The following is a 26,038-nucleotide window of genomic DNA, read 5'->3' as shown; positions in this document are numbered from 1 at the left end:
CAGGAGACCGCCATGAAATTTTTTGCCGACACAGCCGACATCAAGGAAATCCGCGAACTGATCGATCTGGGGCTGCTCGACGGCGTCACCACCAACCCGTCGCTGATTCTCAAATCAGGCGGCAAGATCTCCGAGGTTACCAAGCAGATCTGCGACATCGTCGAAGGCCCGGTCTCCGCGGAGGTCGTGGCGACCGAATACAAGCAGATGATGGCGGAGGCCGAGGTGCTGGCCAAGATCGCGCCGAATGTCGCCATCAAGGTGCCGTTGACGCTGGACGGACTGAAGGCCTGCAAGACGATCCGCACCGAGATGAACCGCATGGTCAATGTCACGCTCTGCTTCTCGGCCAACCAGGCGCTGCTCGCCGCCAAGGCAGGCGCCTCCTTCATCTCGCCCTTCGTCGGCCGGATCGACGATACCGGCTCGGACGGCATGGAAGTGATCCAGGAGATCCGTCAGATCTACGACAATTACGATTTCCAGACCGAGATTCTGACCGCTTCCGTGCGCACCGTGAACCACGTCAAGCAGGCGGCGCTCATCGGCGCCGATATCGTCACCGCGCCGCCCGCGACACTGAAGGCGCTGGTCAACCACCCGCTGACTGACAAGGGTCTTGCCGCCTTCCTCGCCGACTGGGCCAAGACCGGCCAGAAAATCGGCTGAGCGAGCTTATATCCGACACGAAAAAAGGCCGGGCAACCGGCCTTTTTTCGTGCGCTGCGGATCAAGAGGCCGGTCAGTCCGTGCCGTCATCCTCAGCTGCGGTTACCGGCGGGCGCCGGCCCATGATGATCTCGCGCTTGCCGACATGGTTTGGTGCACCGACCAGACCCTCCTTCTCCATGCGCTCGACCAGGGACGCGGCGCGGTTATAGCCGATGCCGAGGCGGCGCTGAATGTAGGACGTCGAGCACTTCTTGTCGCGCAACACCACCTTGACCGCCTCGTCATAGCTGGTATCGCCGTCCTCCGACGCAACGGCGCCCTTGTCGAATACCGCGCCCTCATCGCCTTCGTCTTCCTCTTCATCCTCGTCGGCCGTCACGGTTTCCAGGTATTCGGGGCGACCCTGCGCCTTCAGATGCGCCACGACATGCTCGACCTCCACGTCGGAGACAAACGGGCCGTGCACGCGGGCGATGCGCCCGCCGCCCATCATATGCAGCATGTCGCCCTGACCCAGCAGCTGCTCGGCGCCCTGCTCGCCAAGGATGGTGCGGCTGTCGATCTTGGAAGTGACCTGGAAGGAAATCCGGGTCGGGAAATTGGCCTTGATCGTGCCCGTGATGACATCGACCGAGGGGCGCTGCGTCGCCATGATCAGGTGGATGCCGGCCGCGCGCGCCATCTGCGCCAGGCGCTGGATGGCGCCTTCGATCTCCTTGCCGGCGACCATCATCAGGTCGGCCATCTCGTCGACGATGACGACGATGTAGGGCATTGGCGCGAGGTCGATTTCCTGCTGCTCGAAGAGCGGCTCGCCGGTGCCTTTTTCGAAGCCCGCCTGCACTGTCATGACGACCGTCTCGCCGTTTTCGCGGGCAGCGGCGGCGCGTTGATTGTAGCCGTCGATATTGCGCACGCCGAGCCGCGCCATCTTGCGATACCGGTCCTCCATCTCCCGCACCGCCCATTTGAGCGCGGTGACGGCCTTTTTTGGATCGGTGACGACCGGGGTCAGAAGATGCGGGATGCCGTCATAGACGGAGAGTTCGAGCATCTTGGGATCAACCATGATCAGCCGGCATTCCTCCGGCTTCAGCCGGTAGAGCAGCGACAGGATCATCGTGTTGATGGCAACCGACTTGCCGGAACCGGTGGTGCCGGCAACGAGCAAGTGGGGCATCTTTGCCAGTTCGGCGATGACAGGCTCACCGCCGATCGTCTTGCCGAGGCAGAGCGCCAGCTTGCAGCCGGTCTTGCGGAAGCCCTCCGATTCGATCAGCTCGCGGAAATAGACGGTTTCGCGCGCCTCGTTCGGAAGCTCGATGCCGATGACGTTGCGGCCCGGCACGACGGCGACGCGCGCCGAGATCGCCGACATGGAGCGGGCGATGTCGTCGGCGAGACCGATGACGCGGGAGGATTTCACGCCCGGCGCCGGCTCGAATTCATAGAGGGTGACGACCGGACCGGGGCGAACATGGATGATCTCGCCGCGCACGCCGAAATCCTCGAGCACGCTTTCCAGAAGATCGGCATTCTGCTCGAGCCGCTCCTGCGACATGTAGAAGCCTTGTCCCTCCGGCGGCTGCTGCAACAATTCTTCCGAGGGGAGTTCGTACGTCTCGCCCGTCGCGGTCGGCACGATCCTGCCGACCAGTGGCGCTCGCGACGATGCGCGCGCAGCCGGAGCCGGGACGGCTTGCTCCAGACTTTGCGTGACCTGGGCCGGAAGGGCGTTGCTCGCGACGGCGGCAATTGCGGCCTTCGCCCGGGCTTGCTGCGGCACACGGTTCGCCGCCGTCTGAACCGCGGCCTGGTTGGAGTTGGCCGGACGGACATCCGGCGCGGCGGACGGAGCTGGCGACCCGGGAAGGCATTCGATGACACGGAACAACGCGGTCGGATCGGCCGTTGGCGCGGGGCGGTTGTCGGTCCGCTCGGTGACCACGGGCGCGGTCGTGCGTGCAACCGGAACGGCCCGGGGCGCGGGTGACGGGCCTTCGACCAAATAGGGCGCCATGACCTCGAAAAAGACGTGATCCGACAGATAGGGCCAGCGCACATTTTCGCGGCCTGTCGTCTTGACCGGGGCTGTCGCTGCTTGGGCGGACGCTGCCGGTGCGGACGCCCGCGCCGCCGCAGTCATCCTGTGGCCCGCAGGCGTAGCGGCGGCCCGCGCCTTTTCGCCGGCATGCCCTGACGGAACGGGGGCCGGGGCCGGTTGCACCACCGCTCTGTTGCCGACGGGCGGCCTGGCGGCGCCCGAAGAAAGGTTTCGGCTTGGTATCGGCGCCGATGAAGACGTCCCAGCCGCGGTGGATTGGCCAGGTGCCTGCGGTGCTGGTGATTCGCTTTGCTCGACGGCAATCGCCTGGTCCCGCGGACGGCGCGTGCTGGCTTCATAGTCCGGCGTGCGCGTAAACCGCACATTGGGCGCCAGGAAGAAATAGTCTTGCCAGGCAGGGCTTTCGTTGCCGCCGAGATCAATAGGGGATGGGGAAGGGCCGGCTCCTGCCGCTCTTGCCCGCTGGTTGTCGGCCTTGTTGTCCACACCCGTGAAACGCTTCACCCCGGGGTCATCGAGCGACGCTGCCTTCAATGAACTGACCCGAGGAAAACGCTTGGATTCCATGCTCAAGACTCACGCTGAAATGTCTGCTGAGCAATAGAGAGCGAGTGGTTAACAGTTGCTTCCCGTCGGCCCCCCAAGAGCGGCGAAGCGTGACTTTCACAGCGGTGTCGGACGATCGGATCCGTGCGGCCGATCGTCATCCCACGATCGTCAACACACCCGCGCGCTTCGGCTAAAGGCGAACGGAGAACCGGCTCCCGAGCCGTGGCAAAGGCGGCCTTCAGGCACCAGATTGTTATGCCACCGTGAAACGGAGAGCGGCGCTAACCAGTCGTCTTGCCGTGCCGTGCCAGATCCTGGGCGATGGACAGTTGCAGCGCGTTGGCAAGCTCGCGCGCGGCGCGGTTCTCGGCATCGATCTGTGCCCGGTACGCGGCGAATTCCTGGCGCGGCCTGTCGAAGGACGAAGTGATCGCCCGCCTGCCGGTCGCGATCACCGCGCCGGTTTTGGCATCGGTCAGCGTGTAGCCGGCGGTCAGCGTCACCGAACCCGCGGTCGGCTCGTCCTGATCGGTTCCGACCTGCACGAGCGCCGAGGATTCAACGGCTTCGGTCACGCCGAGATCGAGCGAGTAGGCCGGCGAGGCCGGTTCGCCGGCGCCGCGCCCAAATCCGAAGATCAGGTTGTTGCGCACCTGCTGGCCGTAACGCGTCCTGACGGGTTTGATAGCGATCGATGCCAGTTCGGCATTGGCGCTTGAGCCGGTCGACAGCGGCGCGCTCGAGTAGAGCGGCCGCACCTGGCACGCCGAAACCAGCGCAAGCGAGCCGACAAGGCCGGCAAGCGCGGCACGGCGCAGCAAACGGCTCAGCTCTGTCTTCTCCCGATCAGGCAACGACATTGACGATCCTCTGCGGCACGATGATCACCTTGCGCGGAGCCTTGCCTTCGAGCGCCTTCTGCACGAAGTCGAGAGCGAGCACGGCTTTTTCGACCGCACCTTGGTCCGCGTCGCGGGCAATTGTCAAATCCCCGCGCTTCTTGCCATTGACCTGGACGGGATAGGTGACCTCATTGTCGACTACCAGCGCCGGGTCGAAGATCGGCCACGGCCGTTCGGCGACCAGATCGGCGCCGCCGAGCGCCTCCCAGCATTCCTCGGCCAGATGCGGCATGATCGGCGCGATCAGGTGCACGAGCACCTCCACGGCCTCCCGGCAGGCGCCTTTGAGCGCGGTATCGGCCTTGCCTTCGGCCACGTCATTGAGCGGCGTGGTCAGCACGTTGGCGAGTTCATAGATGCGGGCGATGGCGCGGTTGAATGCGAGTTTCTCGATGTCCTCGCCGACCGCTTTCAGGATCTTGTGCGTGGCCTTGGAAACCGCCCCGGCTTCACCGCCACCGCCCGCTATGGGTGCGATGCCGGCCAGCGATTCGGCCGCGGTCGAGACCAGGCGCCAGATGCGCTGCATGAAGCGATGCGCGCCGGCGGCGCCGTCGTCGGTCCATTCGACGTCGCGTTCCGGCGGCGAATCCGACAGCATGAACCAGCGCGCGGTGTCGGCGCCGTAGCCGTCGGTGATGTCTTCCGGGCTGACCGTGTTCTTCTTCGACTTCGACATCTTTTCCAGGGAGCCGATCTCCGCCGTCTCGCCCGTGGCGATCTCGACGGCGCGGCGCTTGCCGTCGACGTCCTCCAGCCGCACCTCGGTCGGCGCCAGCCAGCGCCCGTTCGATGCCGATCCCACGCGATAGGTCTCGTGCACCACCATGCCTTGCGTGAACAGGCCCTTGAACGGCTCGGCCAGGTCGAGATGGCCGGTCTCGCGCATGGCCCGGGTGAAGAAGCGCGAATAGAGCAGATGCAGGATCGCGTGCTCGATGCCGCCGATATACTGGTCGACGGCCAGCCACTCGTTCGCCGCCTTCGGGTCGGTCGGCTCGTTCGCCCAGGGCGCGGTGAAGCGGGCGAAATACCAGGACGAATCGACGAACGTGTCCATCGTGTCGGTTTCGCGCCGCGCATCCTTGCCGCATTGCGGGCATTTGACGTGCCGCCAGGTCGGGTGGCGGTCCAGCGGGTTGCCTGGGCGGTCGAACTCGACATCGTCGGGCAGCTTCACCGGCAGGTCTGCCTTCGGCACCGGCACCACGCCGCAATCCTCGCAATGGATCATCGGGATCGGGCAGCCCCAGTAGCGCTGGCGCGAAATGCCCCAGTCGCGCAGGCGGAAGTTGACCTTGCGCTCGGCCATCGGCCGGTTGCCGATCGTCTTCTGCTCCAGCAGCTTCGCCACCTCGTCGAACGCCCGCTCCGGCTTCATGCCATCGAGGAAGCGCGAATTGATCATCACGCCGTCGTCGACATAGGCTTCCTCGATGACCTGGAAGGTCTTGGGCTCAGCCCCTTCCGGCATCACCACCGGGATCACCGGCAGGCCGTATTTGTTGGCGAAGTCGAGGTCGCGCTGGTCGCCGGACGGGCAGCCGAAGATGGCGCCGGTGCCGTAGTCCATCAGCACGAAATTGGCGACGTAGACCGGCAGCGTCCAGTTCTCGTCGAACGGATGCACGACACGGATGCCGGTGTCGAAGCCCTTCTTCTCGGCCGTCTCCAGCGCCGCCACCGAAGTGCCCATATGGCGGACTTCGTCGATGAAGCTCGCCAGCGCCGGATTGGTCTCGGCGGCCTTCCTGGCCAGCGGATGGTCGGCGGCGACCGCCATGAAGGAGGCGCCGAAGATGGTGTCGGGCCTGGTCGTATAGACTTCCAGCTCCTGCTCGCCGGCGACGGGAGCCGCCAGCGGCCAGCGGATCAGCAGACCTTCCGAACGGCCGATCCAATTGTGCTGCATCAGCTTGACCTTCTCGGGCCATTCGTCGAGGCGATCGAGCGAATCCAGGAGATCCTGCGCAAAATCGGTTATCCTGAAGAACCATTGCGTCAGCTCGCGTTGTTCGACCAGCGCGCCCGAGCGCCAGCCGCGCCCGTCGATGACCTGCTCGTTGGCGAGCACCGTCATGTCCTCCGGATCCCAATTGACCTTCGAGGATTTGCGCGTCACCAGGCCTTTCTCGACAAAGTCGAGGAACAGCATCTGCTGGCGGTGGTAGTAGTCGACATCGCAGGTCGCGAATTCGCGCGCCCAGTCCAGCGACAGGCCCATGACCTTGAGCTGTTCGCGCATGGTGGCGATGTTCTGGTAGGTCCATTCCTTGGGATGGACCTTGTTCTGCATCGCCGCGTTCTCGGCCGGCATGCCGAAGGCGTCCCAGCCCATCGGATGCAGTACGTTGAAACCCTTGGCCCGCTTGTAGCGCGCCACCACATCGCCCATCGTGTAGTTGCGCGTATGCCCGATATGGATGCGTCCCGATGGATAGGGGAACATCTCCAGCACGTAGTATTTCGGGCGCGGATCATCGTTGTGCGCCTCGAACAGCTTCCTGTCGGCCCAGGCCTTCTGCCATTTGGGCTCTGACGCGCGCGGATTGTATCGTTCGGTTGCCATGGGACGTTTTTCACTTAAAAAGCATGCGGACTGCGGGCGACAGCTCGGCAGTCCATTGGATGTGGTCCGGGTGTTCACCATGGTTTGGCAAACCCGTCAACCATATGGGTATCGCGTCTGGAAAAAACGCGGTCAAAACAGCGGGATTTGGACATGGGCGACGCCGTTCAGCAGTTTTTAGCGGTCAAGGCGAAGATCGCCGCCGCCGAGCGCGAAGCCCGGCGCGACGCTGGCGCGGTGACGCTGGTCGCGGTTTCCAAGACCTTTGACGCCGCCGACATCAGGCCCGTCATCGAGGCAGGCCAGCGCGTCTTCGGCGAGAACCGGGTGCAGGAAGCGCAGGGCAAGTGGCCGGCGCTGAAAGAGGCTTTCCCCGATGTCGAACTGCATCTGATCGGCCCGCTGCAATCGAACAAGGCCAGGGAAGCCGTGGCGCTGTTCGACGTCATCGAGACGGTCGATCGTGAGAAGATTTCCGCCGAACTCGCCAAGGAGATCGCCCGGCAAGGCCGGGCACCGAAACTCTACGTCCAGGTCAACACCGGCTCCGAGCCGCAGAAGGCCGGCATCGAGCCGCGCGAGGCCGTGACCTTCGTCGCCCGCTGCCGCGATGTCCACGGCCTCGCCATCGAAGGCCTGATGTGCATTCCGCCGGCGGACGAGAACCCCGGCCCGCATTTCGCCCTGCTGGAAAAATTGGCGCGGGAGGCAGGCGTCGCCAAACTGTCGATGGGCATGTCCGGCGATTACGAGACGGCCATCGCCTTCGGCGCCACCAGTGTCAGGGTCGGTTCGGCGATCTTCGGCAGTCGATAAAACCGTCCGCCCTGGGTTGGCCCTGTCGTCTGTGAGTTCTAAGCCTATGATACACAGACGGACTGAACACATCTTGCGAGTTAAGCGAGGAGTAGTCTTCTTGAGCTGGCAGCTGCGGGACGCAAGAAACAACCTCTCGAGGCTGGTAAGACAGTCGCGCGAAAAAGGGCCGCAAACCATTACGGTGCGAGGGCAGCCATCTGCCGTGGTGCTAGCGGTTGAGGACTACGAACGGTGGGTTGGCGCAAAGCCCTCCCTTGCGCAATATCTTCTCTCCGGCCCCGTCTGGGATGACGAGTTTGTCGAGGAGGTCAATCGCCGCCCGAACACAATGATCCGAGCGGTCCATCTCTGACAAGTTTCTGTCACCGGCAAGATGGTCCAGTTCTACCGGCTGATTACGCCAGCGCTGGAAACGAAACGTACCGTTCCTATTTGATCTGTGTCATCACAAATCTCTGGAGCCTTCGCCATGCGTTACAACCAGCTTGGAAATACCGGCCTGTTCGTCTCCGAACTCTGCCTCGGCACCATGACCTTCGGCGCCGCCGGCCAGAATGCCCAATGGGGCCTGATCGCCAGCCTCGACCAGAAAGGCGTCAACGAGATCGTCGGCCGCTCGCTCGCCGCCGGGGTCAATTTCTTCGACACGGCCGATGTCTATTCCTTCGGCGAATCCGAGCGCCTGCTCGGCCAGTCGCTCAGGGATCTCGGCGTTGACAGGTCGAGCGTGGTCATCGCCACCAAGGTCCATGGTGCCATGGGCGAGGGCCCGAACCAGCGCGGCTCCTCGCGCGGCCACATCATGGATTCGGTCGATGCCAGCCTCGAGCGGCTGCAGCTCGATCACATCGATCTCTATCAGCTGCACGGAACCGACGCGGTGACGCCGATCGACGAAACGCTGCGGGCACTGGACGATCTCGTTGCCAGCGGCAAGGTCCGCTATGTCGGCGTATCCAACTGGCAGGCCTGGCGCATCGCCAAGGCGCTTGGCATAGCCGACCGCAAGGGCTTTGCCCGCTTCGAGACCATCCAGTCCTATTATTCGATTGCCGGCCGCGATCTCGAGCGCGAGATCGTACCGCTGATCAACGAGGAGAAGCTCGGCCTGATGGTCTGGTCGCCGATGGCCGGCGGACTGCTGTCCGGCAAATACGGCCCTGGTGCGCCCGGCAATGGCGAGGGCCGCCGCGCCTCCTTCAACTTCCCACCGGTCAACGAGGACCGCGCCTGGGCGGCGGTCGCGGTCATGCGCGAGATCGCCAAAAAGCATGACGTCAGCGTCGCTACCGTGGCACTAGGCTATGTCCTGGCCAAGCCCTTCGTGATGAGCGTGATCATCGGCGCCAGCCGCATGGATCAGCTCGAACAGAACCTTGCCGCCACGAACCTCAAACTTGATACCGATGATCTCGCCAGACTGGACGAGGTGAGCGCGCTGCCGGCCGAATATCCCGGCTGGATGCTGGAGCGGCAGGCCGCCGGCCGGCGTCCGGCGCCGTTCGTGCCGAAGGCCTGATCGCTTTTCTAGCCTGCTTCGAAGCCGCGTGCCTTAGGTACGCGGCTTCTCAGTTACAGCAATTCCAAGAAAAGTGTGGGCGGTTTTCTGTCCAGAATTGCGTCAGAACAAAGAGTTAGAGCGGTTCGCCGTTTCCATGAAACGGTGAACTGCTCTAGAGGCGAACGGCCTCCGAGAGAAAATCGAGAAAAGCCCGCACCCGCGCAGGCAGATGCTTGCCCTGGCCGACATAGACGGCATGGGTGGCCTCCTCGTCGCCTGGGTTGAATTCCTCCAGCAACGGGACGAATGCCCCGGCGTCGATGTCCGGCTGGACATGCCAGCGCGCCAGCCGAGCGATTCCGCCTCCCGCCAGCGCGATCCGCCGCATCGCCTCGCCGTCGGTCAGCGTTGCGTTTCCGACAACCGGGACGATGACCGGCGCACCTGCCGCATCGACAAAAGGCCAGCCGTCTATATGCCGCGCAAAGCCGAAGGCCAGCATATTGTGACGCCCGAGATCGGCCAGCGTGCGCGGCGTCCCACGCGCTTCGACATAGGAGGGTGCCGCGACCAGCACCATCCGGCTCTGCCCCAGTTTGCGCGCTACCAGCCGTGACTCGCGCAAGGGCCCGGCGCGTATCGCCACATCGGCGCGCTCCTCCAGAAGGTCGATCACGCTGTCTGTCAGCACGGCGTCGACGGAAATCTCGGGATAACGCTCCAGAAACCGAGGCAGCAGCGACATCAGCCGGTGGTGGCCGAACGGCACGTAGCTGTTGACCCTCAACCGGCCGCGCGGCGCCGCCCCGGCGGCCGCCTCGCGCTCGGCCGCGTCCATGTCGGCGAGGATGCGCATGCCGCTGTCGTAGAAAGCAGTGCCTTCCGGCGTCAGTTGCAGCTTGCGCGTCGAGCGGGTGACCAGCCGCGCGCCGAGCCTGGCCTCCAGCCGCGCGATCAATTTGCTCACCGCGGACGGGGTCATGCGCAAGGCACGTGCCGCCGCCGAAAAGCTGCCCGCCTCGACGACGCGTACAAACACTTCGATCTCGCCGGAACGGTTGATGTCGGATCTCGCCATCTGTGAATCTATTTCACAGAAAGTATGCCTGGAGCAAGTCTGGTTCACATCGCATGGCCACACGATCTTCCCGTTCGGGGCGCGGCCTGGACAGGGCGCCCGTCACCCCCGAAGTGGAAACATCATGCCTCTCGCTCTCTATGCTCTCGCCGCCGGCGCCTTCGGCATCGGCGTCACCGAATTCGTCATCATGGGCCTGCTCATCGACGTCAGCAAAGATCTCGGCGTCTCGATCTCGGCCGCCGGCCAACTGATTTCCGGCTATGCGCTGGGCGTCGTCATCGGAGCACCTCTGCTGACGATCGCCACCGGCAACTGGCCGCGCAAGACGGTGCTTCTGGCGCTGATGGCGATCTTCACCATTGGCAATCTGGCCTGTGCGCTGGCGCCTGATTATTGGACGTTGATGGGCGCGCGCGTCATCACCGCCTTTGCCCATGGCACCTTCTTCGGCGTCGGCTCGGTGGTCGCCACCGGATTGGTCGCGCCCAACAAGAAGGCGTCGGCGATCGCGCTCATGTTCACCGGCCTGACCATCGCCAACATTCTCGGCGTTCCCTTCGGCACCTGGCTCGGCCAGGCTTTCGGCTGGCGCGCCACCTTCTGGGCGGTGACCGCGGTCGGTCTCGCGGCCTTTGCCGTCATCCTGGCACTGGTGCCGCGCAATCGGACAGCTCCCGAGAAGAGCGACCTGCGCGCCGATCTCGCCGTGCTGCGCCGTACGCCCGTCCTGCTCGGCTTCGCCACCACCGTTCTCGGCTATGCCGGCGTCTTCGCCGTCTTCACCTATATCGCCCCGTTGCTGACCGAGATCAGCGGCTTCAAGGAAGCGGCCGTTTCGCCGATCCTGCTCGTCTTCGGCGGCGGCCTCATCGCCGGCAATATCGCCGGCGGCAAGATCGCCGACCGCTGGCTGGTGCCGGCGGTGCTCGGCAGCCTCGTGGTGCTCGCCCTGGTTCTGGCGACCATGAGCTTTGCTATCCACAGCCAGGTGTTGGCCGTGATCTATGTCGGCCTGCTGGGCGCCGCCGCCTTCGCCACCGTGGCGCCTTTGCAGATGTGGGTGCTGGAAAAGGCCCAAGGTGCTGGCCAGAGCCTCGCCTCGTCCTTCAACATCGCCGCCTTCAACCTCGGCAACGCCGCCGGCGCCTGGCTCGGCGGCGCGGTCATTGCCCAAGGTCTTGGCTTGGGTTCGCTCACCTGGATCGCCGCGCTGCTGCCGGTCGCGGCACTCGCCGTGGCGGGACTGGCCCTGCGTCTCGATCGCGGCACCGCGCTCGGCGCGCCCGTCTGCGTCCGGTCGTGAAGCTCGCCGGCAAAGCCGGATCGATTCGACTTCTTTCAAAATCACAAGGAGTAAGAAAATGGACTATCGAAATCTTGGCGCATCGGGCCTGAAGGTGCCGGTGCTCTCGTTCGGAGCGGGAACCTTCGGCGGTTCCGGCCCGCTGTTCGGCGCATGGGGCAACAGCGACGCCAGGGAAGCGCGGAGCCTGATCGACATCTGCCTCGAGGCCGGCGTCAATCTGTTCGACACCGCCGATGTCTATTCGAACGGCGCCTCGGAAGAGGTGCTCGGCGAGGCGATCAAGGGCCGGCGCGATGCCGTGCTGATCTCGACCAAGACCTCGCTGCCGATGGGCGACGGGCCGGCCGACTATGGTTCCTCGCGTTCGCGGCTGATCAAGGCCGTCGACGCCGCGCTGAAGCGGCTCGGCACCGATTACATCGACCTGTTGCAGTTGCATGCCTTCGATGCCGGCACGCCGATCGAGGAGGTGCTGTCGACGCTGGACGGCCTCGTGCGCGCCGGCAAATTGCGCTATGTCGGCGTCTCCAATTTCTCCGGCTGGCAGGTGATGAAGTCGCTCGGGCTGGCCGACAGGCACGGCTATCCGCGCTATGTCGCGCATCAGGTCTACTATTCGCTGGTCGGCCGCGACTATGAATGGGAGTTGATGCCGCTCGGCCTCGACCAGGGCGTCGGCGCGCTGGTCTGGAGTCCGCTCGGCTGGGGCCGCCTGACCGGCAAGATCCGTCGCGGCCAGCCCGTGCCGGAAAAGAGCCGGCTGCACGACACCGCGAGCTTCGGACCGCCGGTCGAGGACGAGCATCTCTACCGGGTCATGGAGGCCCTCGATGCGGTGGCGCAGGAGACCGGCAGGACCGTGCCGCAGATCGCCATCAACTGGCTGTTGCAGCGCCCGACCGTGTCGTCCGTCATCATCGGCGCCCGCAACGAGGAGCAGTTGCGCCAGAACCTCGGCGCCGTCGGCTGGACGTTGACGCCGGAGCAGATCGGGAAGCTCGATGCGGCAAGCGAGGTCACCGCGCCCTACCCTTATTTTCCCTACCGCCGCCAGGAGGGCTTTGCCCGGCTGAGCCCGCCGGCGGTTTGAGCGTGTCCGACCGCTAGAGCCGAAGGTTAGCGGGGCAGCGCCCCCCTCTGTCCTGCCGGACATCTCCCCCACGAGGGGGATGTCACCTCGGCTTTCGCCAATTTCCAACGTAATAACGTAATAAAGGAATGGCGCCGTCATCGAAGCTGCCGATCTCCCCCCATGTGGGGGAGATGGCCGGCAGGACGGAGGGGGGCGCCGTAGAGCGCCGATGTCACGACCTCTAAGCAGCGGCCCCTAATGCAGCACGAATTCGCCGTCGACCTTGCGCCACTCGTTGGGCGCGATGAGCTTCTGGTGCGTGTAGCTGACCGAATGCAGCGGCCCCTCGAGCTTGGTCTTCCAGAACTCGATGAAGCGGATCAGCACCGGAAACTTCGGCGCGATGTCGTAGTCCTGCCATATGAAGCTCTGCAACAGATGCGGATGGTCTGGGAAATGATAAAGGATATTGGCCGTAGTCAGGCCATAGCCCCGCAGCATCAGGTCCATTTCAAGCTGGTCGCGCATTTTTGCTCCCCGGGTTGATTCTCCTTCCTCCCAACAATGGATTGTGCGCGCGGTTGCTTAACCGTCTATTGATTTTTTCTTGATCGAAACCGGCTTTAGCACGCGAAAACATGAAGTTAGCAGCGGTCCGGTGCAAGTGCTGACAGCAGCCGCAGACCCATGTGCGGCATCCCGCCGCGCAAACCCAACGTCTAATGTTGCCGTCATCGCGGAACTGTTAATAATGCGCGCGAATTCGCGGCCGCGTCGCCGCGATCCCGCTGGCGGTTCAAGCCGGCGTTAGTTTCGGGAGGAAAAGCAGGAAATGTCCGAGGTTCATGTCCACCGCGTTCAGCCGGCCTGGAAGAAGAATGCGCTGATCGACAACGACACCTATCTCAAATGGTACGCCGACAGCGTGAAGAATCCGGACAGGTTCTGGGGCAAGCACGGCAAGCGCATCGACTGGTTCAAACCCTTCTCCAAGGTCAGCAACGCCTCCTTCGACGGCAAGGTCTCAATCAAATGGTTCGAGGACGGCCAGACCAATGTTTCCTACAACTGCATCGACCGCCACCTGAAGAAGCGCGGCAACCAGACCGCCATCATCTGGGAAGGCGACAACCCCTACGACGACCGCAAGATCACCTACAATGAGCTCTATGCGCATGTCTGCCGCTTCGCCAACGTGCTGAAGAAGCACGGCGTCAAGAAGGGCGACCGCGTCACCCTCTATATGCCCATGATCCCGGAAGCGGCCTATGCGATGCTCGCCTGCACGCGTATCGGCGCCATCCACTCGGTCGTCTTCGGCGGCTTTTCGCCCGACGCGCTCGCCGGCCGCATCGACGATTGCAAGTCAACCATCGTCATCACCGCTGACGAGGGCCTGCGCGGCGGCAAGCCGATCCCATTGAAGGAGAACACCGACAAGGCGATCGAGATCGCGGCAAAAGCCGGTACCAGGGTCGAAAAGGTAGTGGTGGTCCGCCGCACCGGCGGCAAGATCGGCTGGGCGCCGGGCCGCGACGTCTGGTACCACGAAGAGGCCGCGACCGTTAAGGCTGAGTGCAAGCCGGAGAAGATGAAGGCGGAGGATCCGCTGTTCATCCTCTATACATCGGGTTCGACCGGCAAGCCGAAAGGCGTGCTGCACACCACGGCGGGTTATCTCGTCTACGTCTCGATGACGCACCAATATGTCTTCGACTATCATGATGGCGACATCTACTGGTGCACCGCCGATGTCGGCTGGGTCACCGGCCACAGCTACATCGTCTACGGGCCGCTCGCCAACGGCGCCACCACGCTGATGTTCGAGGGCGTGCCCAACTACCCCTCGCAGTCGCGCTTCTGGGAAGTCATCGACAAGCATCAGGTCAACATCTTCTACACCGCGCCGACGGCGCTGCGCGCCCTGATGGGCGCCGGCGACAATCATGTGAAAAAGGCGTCGCGCAAATCGCTGCGCGTGCTGGGGTCGGTCGGCGAACCGATCAATCCGGAGGCCTGGGAGTGGTATTTCAACGTCGTCGGCAACGCCAAGGTGCCGATCGTCGACACCTGGTGGCAGACCGAGACCGGCGGCATCATGATCACGCCGCTGCCGGGCGCCACCGACCTCAAGGCCGGCTCGGCCACGCGGCCCTTCTTCGGTGTCAAGCCGCAACTGGTCGACGGCGAGGGCAAGGTGCTTGAAGGAGCCGCCGACGGCAATCTATGCATCACCGAGTCATGGCCCGGCCAGATGCGCACCGTCTATGGCGATCACGACCGCTTCGTGCAGACCTATTTTTCGACCTACAAGGGCAAGTACTTCACCGGCGACGGCTGCCGCCGCGATGCCGACGGCTATTACTGGATCACCGGCCGCGTCGACGACGTCATCAACGTCTCCGGCCACCGCATGGGCACGGCCGAGGTCGAATCCGCATTGGTCAGCCACGACAAGGTTTCGGAAGCCGCCGTCGTCGGTTATCCCCACGACATCAAAGGCCAGGGCATCTACTGCTACGTCACGCTGATGGCCGGCGAGACGCCGAGCGAGGACTTGCGCAAGGAGCTCCTCGCCCATGTCCGCAAGGAGATCGGCGCCATTGCCACGCCCGACAAGATCCAGTTCGCACCCGGCCTGCCCAAGACCCGCTCGGGCAAGATCATGCGGCGCATCCTGCGCAAGATTGCCGAGGACGATTTCGGCGCCCTTGGCGATACCTCGACGCTCGCCGATCCGGCCGTCGTCGACGACCTCGTCGCCAACCGCCAGAACAAGAAAGGCTGACACCGGCCATGGCAGCGATAGGCAGCGTTGCCGAACTCTGGCGCTATCCGGCGAGTTCGCTCGCCGGCGAACGCCTGGAGACGATCGCGGTCGGCACCGAGAGCATCGAGGGCGACCGCATGTTCGGCCTGGTCGATGCCTCCGACAATGAGATCGCCCGGCCCGATCGCGAGCCGAAGTGGCACAAGGTGCCGCGCATCCGCACCCGGCTGACGGGCGACCGCGGGCTCGAGATCGCGATTCCCGGCGCGGATTGGCTGGCAGCGCCCGGCGCCGAAAGCGATCGTGCCGTTTCCGACTATCTAGGCTTTCCGGCCTCGATCCGTCCGTTCGGCCTGGAGAACGCCCCGCCGGCCTATACCGGCCCGTTGACCGAGGCGCGCTACCGCAAGGCGCCGATCCATCTGTTGACCACCGCCTCCCTGGCGCGCCTGAAGGCGCTGCATCCGCAAGGCACTCCCGACCCACGCCGCTTCCGTCCCAACATCGTCATCGACATGGCGGCGGTCGAAGGCTCTTTCCCCGAAACCGAATGGATCGGCAGGAAGCTCGCCGTCGGCGACCTGCTGTTGACCATCTCCGAGCCGTGCCGCCGCTGCGGCTTCACCATCATCGCCCAGGACGGTTTCGACGACGATCCGGCGATCCTGCGCAATCTGGTGCGTCATAACGCGCACAATCTCGGCGTCTACTGCACCGTCGACCGCGCCGCCAGCGTCAAGGTCGGCGACGGGATGCGATTCGCCTGAATTACCGGTAGAGGTCCGCCCGCGTCGGCGGCAGGCCGCTCGGGCCCCGCGTCCGCTTGGTGGCGACCGTCTGGAAAATCTGCGCCGAGGCGCGATCGAAAGCGATCGAACAGCTGGCCAGGTAAAGCAGCCACAGCCGCGCCTTGGCTTCTCCCACTTCGGCGATGGCCTCGTCGAAGCGCGCATGCAGGCGCTCTGCCCACAGCCGGCAGGTGCGGGCGTAGTGCTCGCGCAGATTCTCGACGTCGTGGACGAGGAAGCCGTGTGCTTCCAGATTGCCGCACGTCATGCCGATCGTGTCGATCTCGCCACCCGGGAAGATGTATTTGATCAGCGCCTTGTATTCCGAGCCCTTGCGCAAGGTCTTCTTCATGCTGCCCTTGCTGCGCCTGGTGATGGCATGATGCAGATAGATGCCGCCCGGCTTGAGCAGGCGATGGACGGTCGAGAAGTAGGCGGCGTGGTTGGCCAGCCCCAGATGCTCGAACATGCCGATCGAGGATATCTTGTCGAAACTTCCGGTGAGCTCGGCATAGGATTTTATCTCGATGGTGATCCGGTCCTCCAGCCCCTCGGCCCGAATGCGTTCGCGGGCGAGTCCGGTCTGAGCCTCCGACAACGAGACGCCATGGCCGACGACGCCATGATGCTTCGCCGCATGGATCAGCATCGCGCCCCAGCCGCAGCCGATATCGAGCAGGCGGTCGCCAGGCTTCAGCCGGAGCTTGCGGCAGATATGCTCGAGCTTGTCGGCCTGGGCCTGGTCGATGTCATTGGCGAAATCCTTGAAATACCCGCAGCTGTAGACCATGCGCTCGTCGAGGAAGAGCCGGTAGAAGGCGTTCGATATGTCGTAATGATGCTGGATCGCCTGCTTGTTGGAGCCGCTGACAAAGGGATTTTGCCCGGCGAGGTCGGCGCGTTGCGTCATCTGCCTTCGCGAGAACAGCACGGCCGGCAGGTCGCGCATGATCGCGAGCTTCGGCAGCGCCTTGAACCGCAGCTTGCCTTGTGAAGGCAGCGCATAGAGGTCAAACAGCGACCCCTCCTCCACATCGACCGCCTTGGAAATCCACATCTCGACCAGCGTCGAGAAATTTGGCCGGCGGGCCAGTTGCCAGACGATGTCCTGGTCGTTGATGGCAAGCACCGGGCCGCCGGCCGGACCGATGCGCTCGCCGGTCCAAAGCCTGACGGCAAAGCCCGGCTTCAGCGCCTGGACGACCGTGCGAACGATGCGTGCTGCTCTTTCGGTAGCGTCCATGCCGTTCCCCCTGCATTCGGTAGGCCGATCTTGTCCGCTTGAACCCCTGGCCGCAACCCGATTGCACGAAAGGACGCGGCCAAGCCGGAAAAACGTCTTTTTCCATCCGGCGTCTTGTCTTTTGCTGCAACGCACCCCATCATCAGTGCGTGTTCAACAAACTGAAAGGAGGTGATCCGATGTCGAGTGATTTCGTTTTCCAGAACGTGGCCTCAGCGGATTGCACTTTCGGGAAGCAGTCTTCCCGTTAAGGCGCGAGATGCGCGGCGGGCGACCCCTCGGGTTGCCGCCAGGAGCCGCGCCATGGACGGAAACACGGAAGGCCGCCGGCTTCGAAAGAAGCGGCGGCCTTTTCCTTGTGCGGCCTACTGCGTCAGCGCGACCTTTTCGGTGTTGCGGATGATTTCCTGAAAGGCGGCGTCCAATTCCACCCCGGTCGACACCTCGAAATAGTGTTTTTGAGCGGTGGAGGCATCTTTCGACGAACAGTCCTTCAGCACCGCCTTTGCCTGATCCCGCTCGGTTGCCGACATGTCCTTGTTGTTCAGGTCGAAGCCGATGGTGAAAATTTCGATGCCGTCATTTTTCATGTTGCCGCACAGCGTTTCGGCGTTGCCGCGCGCAAGATTGCCCTGGCTGTTGTAGCGGCCCCCGGCACCGGCGAAGGCGGTATTGAACTGGCCATCGGTCATCAGGATCGCGACCTTGGCGATCTTCTTCGCGTTGACGTCCGAGGCGCCGTTGCCGAGGCCGGCATTCTTGATCGCAGCGCGCCATTGCGGCGACAGCATATAGTAGGTCCACTGAATGGCGATCGCGCCGGCGGTATAACCCTCAGCCTGGAAGTCGTCGATCGAACCAAGCAATGCGCCGGAATCGGCGGTCAGCGGGATCACTTCCGCATCGGGGCACTTGTTCATTCCGCCGCCATCGAGATGATCATCCCGGTTGACCAGGGCGTAGTACTTCTTGCCGTTCTTGTCCGTGCGAACAGCATCTGGGCCGTCGGCGCTCAAATCCGCGTCGCCATTTTTGTCCTTGCGCTCCGTGGCGCAATTATCGGGGCGTGGCATCGCCGCTCCGACAATGGAGATGTAGTCGCTGAAGGACGGCAGCAAATTTTTGCCCGTCTTGGCGACGAGAAGCGAACTGCCGGCGACGGGTGGCAGCTCAGAGCTCCCTGGCTTCTCGGCATAGACGTTTTCGGCCAGCTTGCCGGCGTTCACGCCGGATGCGTAAGGCACAATCGCGACGCGGATGCGGGGGTTCTTCGGATCCTGGTTCCGGAGCATCGTCCGAACGGCGTTTTTCGCTGCTGCTTTCAGATCGCCGATCTTGTCGACCTTGCCCCGCTTCGCCATCGAGCCTGTTATGTCGAGCATCATGGCCACCTCGATCTGCTTGTCCGAATAGAGCGCTGTCGTCGAGGCGGGAACGCGCTGCATGTCGCGCGTGCCGAACAGCGGGAAATAGAAGGCGACGTCGGCATGGGCCTCCGCCTGCACCGTCCTGGCGGTCCTGTCGACCGTCAGCCTGTCGAGCACGATCTGGTTGGCCTGCAGGATGCCGGCCGTGCTGTTGGCGTCGAGGAAGGCCTGCACCGATTTGTTGGCATCGGCCTCCTTGATGACGCCGGTCGTCAGGTCCCGCGCCGTCGACGTCACCGCGGCGTCGACCACGCTCTGCAGGCTCGATTTGGCGTTGTAGAGCTGGGTGATGTTGACGGCGAAGCCGACGCCCAGCACCAAGACCGAGGCGGCGAATCCGAACAGGATGGCGAAATTCCCGCCGCGATGCCTGGCAAAGTCGCCGGCCGCGTCCACAAGACCCCCGAAAATCCGCATCGTTCTCTCTCCGCTCGCCCCGGCCTCGTCGCCGGGCGGATCGATGCAGGATTCCGGCCGGGCGCGGCCAGCGGCCGCGCACCAGGGACTAGACTCTTGTTTTTACTTCGCTTTCAAGGATGGAAAGGTGAATGGCCGGTAAACGCCAATGCTGCGTTCGCGCGGCATTTACGAAGCGCTTACCAAGATCCTGCATGTCGCGGCACAGGGCGCGCGGCCGTGTCCCGCCGCGGCACAGCGGCACCTGTGCCAGAGCGAGGCAGTATGGGGATGCATGGAAACCCGGATCAGGCCAGCATCTGCGCGGTGACCGTCCTGTCGATGGCGTGGTAGGGCGGGTTGAACAGATTGTTCTCCTGTTCGTAGGTCCATACCTTGAACAGGCTGAGCCGGTGCGGGCCGAAACTGTGCAGCAACGGCACGTCGGTGGCATCGCGTCCGCGCGCGATGACGATGCGGCCGATCCTCGGAACATTGTGGCGGGGGTCGAACGTGTACCACTTGCCGTCGAGAAACACTTCCATCCAGGCCGAGAAATCCATCGGCGCCGGATCGGCCGGCACGCCGATGTCGCCGAGATAGCCATTCACATAGCGTGCCGGAATGTTCATGCAGCGGCAGAGCGTGATCGCCAGATGGGCGAAGTCTCGGCAGACGCCGACCTGCTCCTCATGCGCCTGCGCCGCGGTGCGGGTCGAGCGGGCATAGCCATAGCCGAAGGACAGCCGGTTGTGGACGTAATCGACGATCGCCTGCACCCTCGCCCAGCCGGACGGCAAACGGCCGAAAAGCTCCCAGGCGAGCTGGCTCAGGTGATCGGTCTCGCAATAGCGGCTGCCCAGCAGATAAAACAGCACCTCGTCGGGCAGCTCTGCCACCGGCACCTCGCGTGCCAGCGTGTTGACCTCGTCCGTCTCGCCGCTGTCCTCGACCACGGCATCGTAGAGGATGCGAAAAGTGCCGGCGGGTGCGGTAAAGCGGCGGCACGAATTGCCATGCAAATCGCTGTAGAGCCTGGTCGGAACCGCGGGCGACGTCAGCATGCGCGTCTGCCGCTTGATGTCGGCCTGCCTGTCCCTGTGGATCTCGAGCATTGAAATCACCGGCGTGGCTCCAGCGCATTCAATGGCCATTTCGTAGCCGAGCCGAATCAGCATCGCGTCCCCCTTCGATGGTCGTGGAAAAGCAGCGAAGTTGAAACGCCGGAGGCGGATCGCGGTTCCCTGACTTGCGGAAAAGGGGACTGGCCGAAAAGGTGGCCGCGCGGCTTCCAATGCCGGCGCCGGGACGTTACCATCGGCGCTCCCTCGAAAGACCTCCCCGAAATCAAGGAAAATCATGTACGCAGGCAGAAAATTCGCCGCCTTCCTCTTCGACATGGACGGCACGCTCATCAATTCCATTGCCTCGGCCGAACGGGTGTGGAGCGACTGGGCGCGGCGGCAAGGGCTCGACGTCGCCGCCTTCCTGCCGACGATCCATGGCGTGCGGGCGATCGAGACGATCGCCGGTCTGGCGCTCCCGGGCGTCGATCCGGCGCATGAGGCCGACCTCTTGCTCAAGGCCGAAGCCGCCGATCTGGAGGGCATTGTTCAGATCGCCAGCGCCGCCGCGTTTCTCAACGCGCTCCCGCCGGAGCGCTGGGCGATCGTAACCTCGGCACCGCGCGAACTGGCGCTCTTGCGCATGAAGGCCGCCGGCATCCCCGTCCCTGCCGTGCTGATCGCGGCGGAAGATGTTTCACGCGGCAAGCCGGCGCCCGACTGCTTTCAGCTCGGCGCGACGCGGCTCGGTGTCGATGCGCGCGATTGCCTCGTGTTCGAGGATGCCCCGGCGGGCATCACGGCGGCCGAGGCGGCGGGCGCAGCGGTCATGGTCATAAACGCCACCCACCGGCATCCCCTGGCGACGCGGCATGCCGCGATCGCTAGCTACGACGCCATCGGCGTCACCGTCGACGAGCGCGGCTGGATCGCGCTCGAGCCGCAGCGAGCGGCGGCAGCGGCCTTCTAGGCTGTGGGACAATCAAACACCCGATTGCCGGCAAATGAGCTGTTTGCTGGGCCGGCATATTAGAAATCGCTGGTCAGGCCCTTGATCTCCCAGTCGCCGTAGCGGCCGGGCTCCTTGCCGCCGCGGCCGCCGACTTCCTTCGGCACCGCGGCTTCCTTGCGGCGGTAGTCCTCGCGCCGCGCCGCGGCCTCTTCAAGCGCGCGGCGAGCGGCGGGCGTCAGCGTCTTCAGCCGCGCTTCGTCATCCCTGGCAGGTGTTTTACTGGTCTCGTCGTTCATGCGATATTCCGGCGGATTGAAACAGGCCGATTGAAACGGGTACCGGCGTTTCCCATCATATAGCGATGACCCCACGAGGATCGACCCCCTTACATCACGACCAGGACGGGAGCAGACGATGAACACACTTCGCACCGCCATGCTTCTTGCCGCGATGACCGCGCTGTTCATGGGCGTCGGCTTCCTGATCGGCGGCACGGGCGGCATGATGATCGCCTTCCTGATCGCCGCCGCCACCAATCTGTTCAGCTATTGGAACGCCGACAAGATGGTGCTGTCGATGAACCGCGCCGTCGAGGTCGACGAGAAGAACGCGCCCGAATATTACGCCATCGTGCAGGCACTGGCCGAGCAGGCAGGCCTGCCGATGCCCAGGACCTACCTGATCGACAATCCGCAGCCCAACGCCTTCGCCACCGGCCGCAACCCGCAGAACGCGGCTGTCGCCGCTTCCACCGGCCTTTTGCAACGGCTGACGCATGAGGAAGTGGCCGCGGTGATGGCGCACGAGCTCGCCCACGTCCAGCACCGCGACACCTTGACGATGACGATCGTCGCGACCTTCGCCGGCGCCATCTCGATGCTTGGCAATTTCGCCTTCTTCCTCGGAGGCAACCGCGACAACAACAGCCCGTTCGGTTTTGTCAGCGTGCTGGCGGCGATGATCGTGGCGCCCTTTGCCGCGATGATCGTGCAGATGGCGGTCAGCCGCACGCGCGAATACGAGGCCGACCGGCGCGGCGCCGAAATCTGTGGACACCCGCTATGGTTAGCCTCGGCGCTTGACAAGATCGCCCGCGGCGCCGAACGCATACCCAATCCCGATGCCGAGCGTAACCCGGCGATGGCTCATCTCTTCATCATCAACCCGCTGCACGGCGAGCGCATGGACAGCCTGTTCTCCACCCACCCGAGCACCGAGAACCGCATCGCCGCGCTGCAAGCGATGGCGCAGCGCATGGACGGTGGTGTATCGCGGTCCCCGCAGCGCCAGGCGCCAGTGCCGCCGCAGGCCGACGAGCCGCAATCGGCAGGACCGTGGGGCAAGCCGGCCGCGCCGGAACCGCCGGCAGAGCCCAAATCCAATCCATGGGGTCGCAATCCGACCGGGCCCAAGGGCCCGTGGTCGTGAGCGTGGCGGGCAGAGCACCTCGACGCACAGGTGGTCAGGAAGACAAAAAGGACGGCGAGTTCGTTGCCGGCCTTGCCGCCCGCAAGGCGGCGGCGCGCCTGCTGGCAGCTGTCATCGATGCGAGGACGCCGCTCGACGGCCTGACCGACCATGAAAACGGCCATCCGCAATACAAGGCGCTAGATCTGCGCGATCGCGGTCTTGTGCGCGCCATTCTGGTCACCGCGCTGCGCTATCGCATGACCATTGCCGGGCTGCTGGCGCGGCGTCTGGAAAAACCGCTGCCGGCCAATGCCACCGCGCTGTCGCATATTTTGCATGTGGCGGCCGCGCAGATCCTGTTCCTCGACATTCCAGACAGCGCCGCGGTCGACCTCGCCGTCACCCATGCCAAGTCCGATCCCCGCACATTGCGCTTTGCCGGCCTGGTCAACGGTGTGCTGCGCACGCTCGCGCGGATCAAGGAGGCTGAACTTCCAGAGGCCCTTGCTACCACCGACGAAGCGCCGAAATGGTTTTCCGACCGTTTGAAGGCCGCCTATGGCGTGGACGAGGCCAGACGGATACTCGCCGCCCACCGCCAGGAGGCCCCGGTCGATTTCTCGGTCAAGGCCGATCCGGAGCACTGGGCCGAAAGGCTCGGCGGCATTGCCCTGCCGACCGGCACGATTCGGGTGGAGAAGCTTGCCGGCCCGGTCGCCGAACTGCCTGGCTTCGCCGAAGGCGCATGGTGGGTCCAGGATGCCGCAGCCGGCCTGCCTGCCCGGTTGCTCGGTGATGTCGGCGGGCTTCGCGTCGCCGATCTCTGCGCCGCGCCCGGCGGCAAGACCGCCCAATTGATCGTGGCCGGCGCACGCGTCACCGCGATCGACACCTCGAAGAACCGGCTGGCGCGGCTGGCGCAGAATCTCGAACGCCTCCGCCTGTCGGCGGATATCGTGCAGGCCGATCTCCTCCAGTACGAGCCGGACGAGCTGTTCGACGCCGTCCTCCTCGACGCGCCCTGCTCCTCGACCGGCACGGTGCGGCGGCATCCCGACGTGCCATGGACCAAGACTGTGGCTGATGTCGAGAAGCTCGCCGATCTCCAGCGCCGGCTGCTCGCGCGCGCCGTCACCCTGGTTAAGCCGGGCGGAAGGATCGTCTTTTCGAACTGTTCGCTCGACCCACTCGAAGGCGAGGAGCTTTATCGTGGCTTCCTCGCCGCGACGCCTGGCGTCGTTGCCGACCCGTTTCGCGCCGGCGAGATCATCGGCATCGATCCCTTCCTGACGCAGGAAGGCACGCTGCGCACCACACCTGTCGACCTCGATCTCGGCTCGCCGCAACGTTCCGGTCTCGACGGCTTTTTCGCCGCGCGCATGCGTCGCGCCAGCTAAGGCAAGTCCACGAAAGCTGCGTGACGATTCTCCGTCCGGAATTGCGTGGAACAAGGATCTGGAGCGGAGTATGGATGCCCATCGGGCGCTGAACCGCTCCGGGGTTTAAGCATAGGAAGTTGCTGACTTTTTTGGGGAGCATCCGCGGCCAAGCCAGGCGGAGCGTCACCGCTCGCGGGAATTCGCCTTCGCATGAATCGTTGAATCAGATAAGCTTGCCCTTGGGATAGAGGACGATCAGGAGGGGTTTTGGCACTTGCTGCCGGCAACACGACGCGTCTGTGGGCGCTTGTCGCGAAGGAGTTTTGGCGCAAAACGCGCCGGCGCCTGCGTGCCGGACCGGTTTATCGCTGGCGCTATTCCGGCCGCACGCCCGAACGGGTGCTGATCGCGCCGCCGGACCTGCGGCTGGCCGACCCGCAGATCGCGCTTGAGATCTACTATGGCCGCTATCCCTTGTCGGGACATATGGTCGAGACCGGCGGCAAGTCGCCCTTCCAGATCAGCGTTCCCAATTACGGCTGGCAGAAGACGCTGCATGGCTTTCGCTGGCTGCGTCACATGCGCGCCGCCGGCACCGAGCTTGCCGCCGCCAATGCGCGTGCGCTGGTGTCCGACTGGATCGCCACGCATGGAAACAACATTTCCGGCATTGCCTGGGAGCCCGGCACGGCCGCCAAGCGCATTATCGCCTGGCTGCAGCATTCCTCGATCGTGCTGCAAGGCGCTGAATTCCCGTTCTACCGCGCCTTCCTGAAATCGCTGGCCGTCCAGATCCGCTACCTCAGGTCGATGGCACGCGAAATGCCTGACGGCAAGGACAGGCTGCGCGCCCGCATCGCCCTCGCCTTCGCCGCCCTGTCGCTGCCGGCGCCCGCATCGGCGCTGCGCGGCGCCACCCGCAATCTCGCCGAGGAACTGGACCGCCAGATCCTTCCTGATGGCGGCCACATCTCGCGCAACCCAATGGCGGTGCTGGAAATCCTCGCCGACCTTTTGCCGCTGCGGCAGACCTACGCCAACCAGGCGGAAGCGCCGCCACAGGCCCTGATCGGCGCCATCGACAGGATGCTGCCGGCGCTGCGCTTCTTTCGCCACCAGGACGGCAGCCTCGCCCGCTTCAACGGCATGGGCGCCACCATCCATGACCGCATCGCCAGCATCCTGCGCCACGACGACACCGCCGGCTCGCCGTTGCTGCACGCACCGCATTCGGGCTATGAGCGGCTGTCCATGGGTGGCGTCACCGTCATCGCCGACACCGGCCTGCCGCCGCCCGTCCACGTCTCCAATGCCGCCCATGCCAGCTGCCTTGCGTTCGAGCTGTCGTCGGGCCGCCAGCATTACATCGTCAATGCCGGCATCGACACCTATGGCGCCGCCGAATTCCGGCCCCTGGCCCGCGCCACCGCCGCGCATTCGACCGCCACCATCAACGACACCTCGTCGGCGCGGTTCAGCCATTCGCTGCGCATCAACGATCTTCTGGGGTCGCCTTTGATCGGCGGCCCGCAGCATGTGCAGTGCAAGCGTATCGACCAGAAGGGCGTTCAAGGCTTCATCGCCCGCCATGACGGCTATATCCAGCGCTTCGGTTTCCTGCACGAGCGCGAGCTGAAACTGTCCTCGAACGGCAATGTGCTGACCGGCAGGGACCGCTTCCAGCGTCCTGGAGGTGCGGCGATCCGCAACAATGGCCGCGATTTCGTCACCGTGCGCTTCCACGTCCATCCCGACATCAACCTTTTGCAGGACGAGCATGACCGCCTGGTGCTGACCGCCGAGCAGGCCGACAGCTGGGTGTTCACCTGCACCGAGATGGTGCCGGAGGTCGAGGAATCGATCTACTTCGCCGGTCTCGGCGGCCCGCGCCGAAGCCGGCAGATCGTGCTTGCCTTCAAGCCGTCCGACATCGCCGAAGTCCACTGGCAGCTCACCCGCACCTCTATCGCCGGCTATCCCGAAAACAACTGACCGCGCCTGCGCTGACCGAGCTTGCGCCTTGATTTCCTGATCTCATATGATACGGCGCGGGCCTGCCCCTCCAGCCGTGAA

Annotated in this window: 21 protein-coding genes; 12 read left to right on the top strand and 9 right to left on the bottom strand. The window is 64.3% G+C overall.

All coding sequences use genetic code 11. The features are described 5' to 3' along the window. Positions 1 to 12: 12 nt before the first annotated feature. Positions 13 to 669 carry a fructose-6-phosphate aldolase gene (gene fsa / locus FJ428_RS23265; protein ID WP_140492952.1) on the top strand — a complete coding sequence of 219 codons (657 nt, stop codon included), beginning with the start codon at positions 13 to 15 and terminating at the stop codon, positions 667 to 669. 73 nt (positions 670 to 742) lie between these two features. Here fsa and FJ428_RS23260 read toward each other — a convergent pair whose 3' ends face one another. From FJ428_RS23260 to leuS, 3 genes are all read right to left on the bottom strand, one after another. Continuing rightward, positions 743 to 3,304 (bottom strand): DNA translocase FtsK, encoded by a 2,562-nt coding sequence (locus FJ428_RS23260; protein WP_140880330.1) that lies wholly within the window; start codon positions 3,302 to 3,304, stop codon positions 743 to 745. A 263-nt stretch (positions 3,305 to 3,567) separates the two neighbouring features. Then, a complete protein-coding gene (gene lptE / locus FJ428_RS23255) occupies positions 3,568 to 4,146 on the bottom strand; it encodes an LPS assembly lipoprotein LptE (RefSeq protein ID WP_140492946.1) in 579 nt (192 codons plus the stop codon). Next, positions 4,133 to 6,757 (bottom strand): leucine--tRNA ligase, encoded by a 2,625-nt coding sequence (gene leuS, locus FJ428_RS23250; protein ID WP_140524996.1) that lies wholly within the window; start codon positions 6,755 to 6,757, stop codon positions 4,133 to 4,135. The genes lptE and leuS overlap by 14 nt, the downstream gene beginning before the upstream one ends. Before the next feature lie 153 nt (positions 6,758 to 6,910). Here leuS and FJ428_RS23245 point away from each other — a divergent pair, with 153 nt between their 5' ends. The 3 genes from FJ428_RS23245 to FJ428_RS23235 all read left to right on the top strand — a co-directional run bounded on the left by FJ428_RS23245 (position 6,911) and on the right by FJ428_RS23235 (position 9,095). After that, complete coding sequence (locus tag FJ428_RS23245) at positions 6,911 to 7,573, top strand: YggS family pyridoxal phosphate-dependent enzyme (protein ID WP_140554875.1); 663 nt, start codon at positions 6,911 to 6,913, stop codon at positions 7,571 to 7,573. A 46-nt stretch (positions 7,574 to 7,619) separates the two neighbouring features. After that, on the top strand, positions 7,620 to 7,928 hold the full coding sequence (locus FJ428_RS23240) for a type II toxin-antitoxin system Phd/YefM family antitoxin (RefSeq protein ID WP_224518937.1): 309 nt from the start codon (positions 7,620 to 7,622) through the stop codon (positions 7,926 to 7,928). Positions 7,929 to 8,045: 117 nt separating this feature from the next. Next, positions 8,046 to 9,095, top strand: a complete 1,050-nt coding sequence (locus FJ428_RS23235; protein WP_140566741.1) for an aldo/keto reductase — start codon at positions 8,046 to 8,048, stop codon at positions 9,093 to 9,095. Between the two features lie 154 nt (positions 9,096 to 9,249). Here FJ428_RS23235 and FJ428_RS23230 read toward each other — a convergent pair whose 3' ends face one another. After that, positions 9,250 to 10,155: a LysR family transcriptional regulator gene (locus FJ428_RS23230; RefSeq protein ID WP_140492931.1), complete on the bottom strand. Its 906-nt coding sequence runs from the start codon at positions 10,153 to 10,155 to the stop codon at positions 9,250 to 9,252. A gap of 124 nt (positions 10,156 to 10,279) precedes the next feature. On the opposite strand from FJ428_RS23230, the gene FJ428_RS23225 reads away from it, so the two are divergent. Next, positions 10,280 to 11,461, top strand: a complete 1,182-nt coding sequence (locus tag FJ428_RS23225) for an MFS transporter (RefSeq protein WP_140880328.1) — start codon at positions 10,280 to 10,282, stop codon at positions 11,459 to 11,461. Positions 11,462 to 11,519: 58 nt separating this feature from the next. Next, a complete protein-coding gene (locus FJ428_RS23220) occupies positions 11,520 to 12,554 on the top strand; it encodes an aldo/keto reductase (protein ID WP_140729423.1) in 1,035 nt (344 codons plus the stop codon). A 237-nt stretch (positions 12,555 to 12,791) separates the two neighbouring features. On the opposite strand, the gene FJ428_RS23215 is transcribed toward FJ428_RS23220, so the two are convergent. Next, on the bottom strand, positions 12,792 to 13,064 hold the full coding sequence (locus FJ428_RS23215) for an usg protein (RefSeq protein WP_140492921.1): 273 nt from the start codon (positions 13,062 to 13,064) through the stop codon (positions 12,792 to 12,794). A 304-nt stretch (positions 13,065 to 13,368) separates the two neighbouring features. On the opposite strand from FJ428_RS23215, the gene acs reads away from it, so the two are divergent. Next, complete coding sequence (acs, locus tag FJ428_RS23210) at positions 13,369 to 15,324, top strand: acetate--CoA ligase (RefSeq protein WP_140580149.1); 1,956 nt, start codon at positions 13,369 to 13,371, stop codon at positions 15,322 to 15,324. Positions 15,325 to 15,332: 8 nt separating this feature from the next. Beyond that, complete coding sequence (locus tag FJ428_RS23205) at positions 15,333 to 16,073, top strand: MOSC domain-containing protein (protein WP_140518230.1); 741 nt, start codon at positions 15,333 to 15,335, stop codon at positions 16,071 to 16,073. A gap of 1 nt (position 16,074) precedes the next feature. Here the strand turns inward: FJ428_RS23205 and FJ428_RS23200 are convergent, their stop codons facing one another. The 3 genes from FJ428_RS23200 to FJ428_RS23190 form a co-directional block, all read right to left on the bottom strand. Continuing rightward, the gene (locus FJ428_RS23200) at positions 16,075 to 17,337 is read right to left on the bottom strand and encodes a cyclopropane-fatty-acyl-phospholipid synthase family protein (RefSeq protein ID WP_140880327.1); all 1,263 of its coding nucleotides are present in this window, start codon (positions 17,335 to 17,337) and stop codon (positions 16,075 to 16,077) included. 365 nt (positions 17,338 to 17,702) lie between these two features. Next, the gene (locus FJ428_RS23195) at positions 17,703 to 19,181 is read right to left on the bottom strand and encodes a TadE/TadG family type IV pilus assembly protein (protein WP_140739081.1); all 1,479 of its coding nucleotides are present in this window, start codon (positions 19,179 to 19,181) and stop codon (positions 17,703 to 17,705) included. Between the two features lie 287 nt (positions 19,182 to 19,468). Further along, the gene (locus tag FJ428_RS23190) at positions 19,469 to 20,338 is read right to left on the bottom strand and encodes a transglutaminase family protein (RefSeq protein WP_140524987.1); all 870 of its coding nucleotides are present in this window, start codon (positions 20,336 to 20,338) and stop codon (positions 19,469 to 19,471) included. Positions 20,339 to 20,519: 181 nt separating this feature from the next. Between FJ428_RS23190 and FJ428_RS23185 the strand changes: the two genes are divergently transcribed. Continuing rightward, positions 20,520 to 21,194: an HAD-IA family hydrolase gene (locus tag FJ428_RS23185; protein ID WP_140880326.1), complete on the top strand. Its 675-nt coding sequence runs from the start codon at positions 20,520 to 20,522 to the stop codon at positions 21,192 to 21,194. Between the two features lie 59 nt (positions 21,195 to 21,253). Here FJ428_RS23185 and FJ428_RS23180 read toward each other — a convergent pair whose 3' ends face one another. Beyond that, entirely contained in the window at positions 21,254 to 21,472 is a 219-nt protein-coding gene (locus tag FJ428_RS23180; RefSeq protein ID WP_140492901.1) for a DUF1674 domain-containing protein, read from the bottom strand. Positions 21,473 to 21,590: 118 nt separating this feature from the next. Here FJ428_RS23180 and htpX point away from each other — a divergent pair, with 118 nt between their 5' ends. The 3 genes from htpX (at position 21,591) to FJ428_RS23165 (ending at position 25,957) form a co-directional block, all read left to right on the top strand. Beyond that, complete coding sequence (gene htpX, locus FJ428_RS23175; protein WP_140566721.1) at positions 21,591 to 22,604, top strand: zinc metalloprotease HtpX; 1,014 nt, start codon at positions 21,591 to 21,593, stop codon at positions 22,602 to 22,604. Continuing rightward, a complete protein-coding gene (locus FJ428_RS23170) occupies positions 22,601 to 23,983 on the top strand; it encodes an RsmB/NOP family class I SAM-dependent RNA methyltransferase (RefSeq protein WP_224518938.1) in 1,383 nt (460 codons plus the stop codon). The genes htpX and FJ428_RS23170 overlap by 4 nt, the downstream gene beginning before the upstream one ends. 249 nt (positions 23,984 to 24,232) lie before the next feature. Then, entirely contained in the window at positions 24,233 to 25,957 is a 1,725-nt protein-coding gene (locus FJ428_RS23165; protein ID WP_140518222.1) for a heparinase II/III family protein, read from the top strand. Positions 25,958 to 26,038: the final 81 nt, after the last annotated feature.

The sequence above is a fragment of the Mesorhizobium sp. B2-8-1 genome, assembly GCF_006440955.1.
Taxonomy (GTDB): Bacteria; Pseudomonadota; Alphaproteobacteria; order Rhizobiales; family Rhizobiaceae; genus Mesorhizobium.
The sequence above is the reverse complement of the archived record's forward strand: the minus strand, read 5'-3'. Positions and strand labels throughout refer to the sequence as shown.

Excerpts from the sequence above, each read along its gene's own strand:
- fsa (WP_140492952.1), top strand. The coding sequence starts at position 13 with ATGAAATTTTTTGCCGACACAGCCGACATCAAGGAAATCCGCGAACTG.
- FJ428_RS23260 (WP_140880330.1), bottom strand. The coding sequence starts at position 3,304 with ATGGAATCCAAGCGTTTTCCTCGGGTCAGTTCATTGAAGGCAGCGTCG.
- lptE (WP_140492946.1), bottom strand. The coding sequence starts at position 4,146 with ATGTCGTTGCCTGATCGGGAGAAGACAGAGCTGAGCCGTTTGCTGCGC.
- leuS (WP_140524996.1), bottom strand. The coding sequence starts at position 6,757 with ATGGCAACCGAACGATACAATCCGCGCGCGTCAGAGCCCAAATGGCAG.
- FJ428_RS23245 (WP_140554875.1), top strand. The coding sequence starts at position 6,911 with ATGGGCGACGCCGTTCAGCAGTTTTTAGCGGTCAAGGCGAAGATCGCC.
- FJ428_RS23240 (WP_224518937.1), top strand. The coding sequence starts at position 7,620 with ATGATACACAGACGGACTGAACACATCTTGCGAGTTAAGCGAGGAGTA.
- FJ428_RS23235 (WP_140566741.1), top strand. The coding sequence starts at position 8,046 with ATGCGTTACAACCAGCTTGGAAATACCGGCCTGTTCGTCTCCGAACTC.
- FJ428_RS23230 (WP_140492931.1), bottom strand. The coding sequence starts at position 10,155 with ATGGCGAGATCCGACATCAACCGTTCCGGCGAGATCGAAGTGTTTGTA.
- FJ428_RS23225 (WP_140880328.1), top strand. The coding sequence starts at position 10,280 with ATGCCTCTCGCTCTCTATGCTCTCGCCGCCGGCGCCTTCGGCATCGGC.
- FJ428_RS23220 (WP_140729423.1), top strand. The coding sequence starts at position 11,520 with ATGGACTATCGAAATCTTGGCGCATCGGGCCTGAAGGTGCCGGTGCTC.
- FJ428_RS23215 (WP_140492921.1), bottom strand. The coding sequence starts at position 13,064 with ATGCGCGACCAGCTTGAAATGGACCTGATGCTGCGGGGCTATGGCCTG.
- acs (WP_140580149.1), top strand. The coding sequence starts at position 13,369 with ATGTCCGAGGTTCATGTCCACCGCGTTCAGCCGGCCTGGAAGAAGAAT.
- FJ428_RS23205 (WP_140518230.1), top strand. The coding sequence starts at position 15,333 with ATGGCAGCGATAGGCAGCGTTGCCGAACTCTGGCGCTATCCGGCGAGT.
- FJ428_RS23200 (WP_140880327.1), bottom strand. The coding sequence starts at position 17,337 with ATGGACGCTACCGAAAGAGCAGCACGCATCGTTCGCACGGTCGTCCAG.
- FJ428_RS23195 (WP_140739081.1), bottom strand. The coding sequence starts at position 19,181 with ATGCGGATTTTCGGGGGTCTTGTGGACGCGGCCGGCGACTTTGCCAGG.
- FJ428_RS23190 (WP_140524987.1), bottom strand. The coding sequence starts at position 20,338 with ATGCTGATTCGGCTCGGCTACGAAATGGCCATTGAATGCGCTGGAGCC.
- FJ428_RS23185 (WP_140880326.1), top strand. The coding sequence starts at position 20,520 with ATGTACGCAGGCAGAAAATTCGCCGCCTTCCTCTTCGACATGGACGGC.
- FJ428_RS23180 (WP_140492901.1), bottom strand. The coding sequence starts at position 21,472 with ATGAACGACGAGACCAGTAAAACACCTGCCAGGGATGACGAAGCGCGG.
- htpX (WP_140566721.1), top strand. The coding sequence starts at position 21,591 with ATGAACACACTTCGCACCGCCATGCTTCTTGCCGCGATGACCGCGCTG.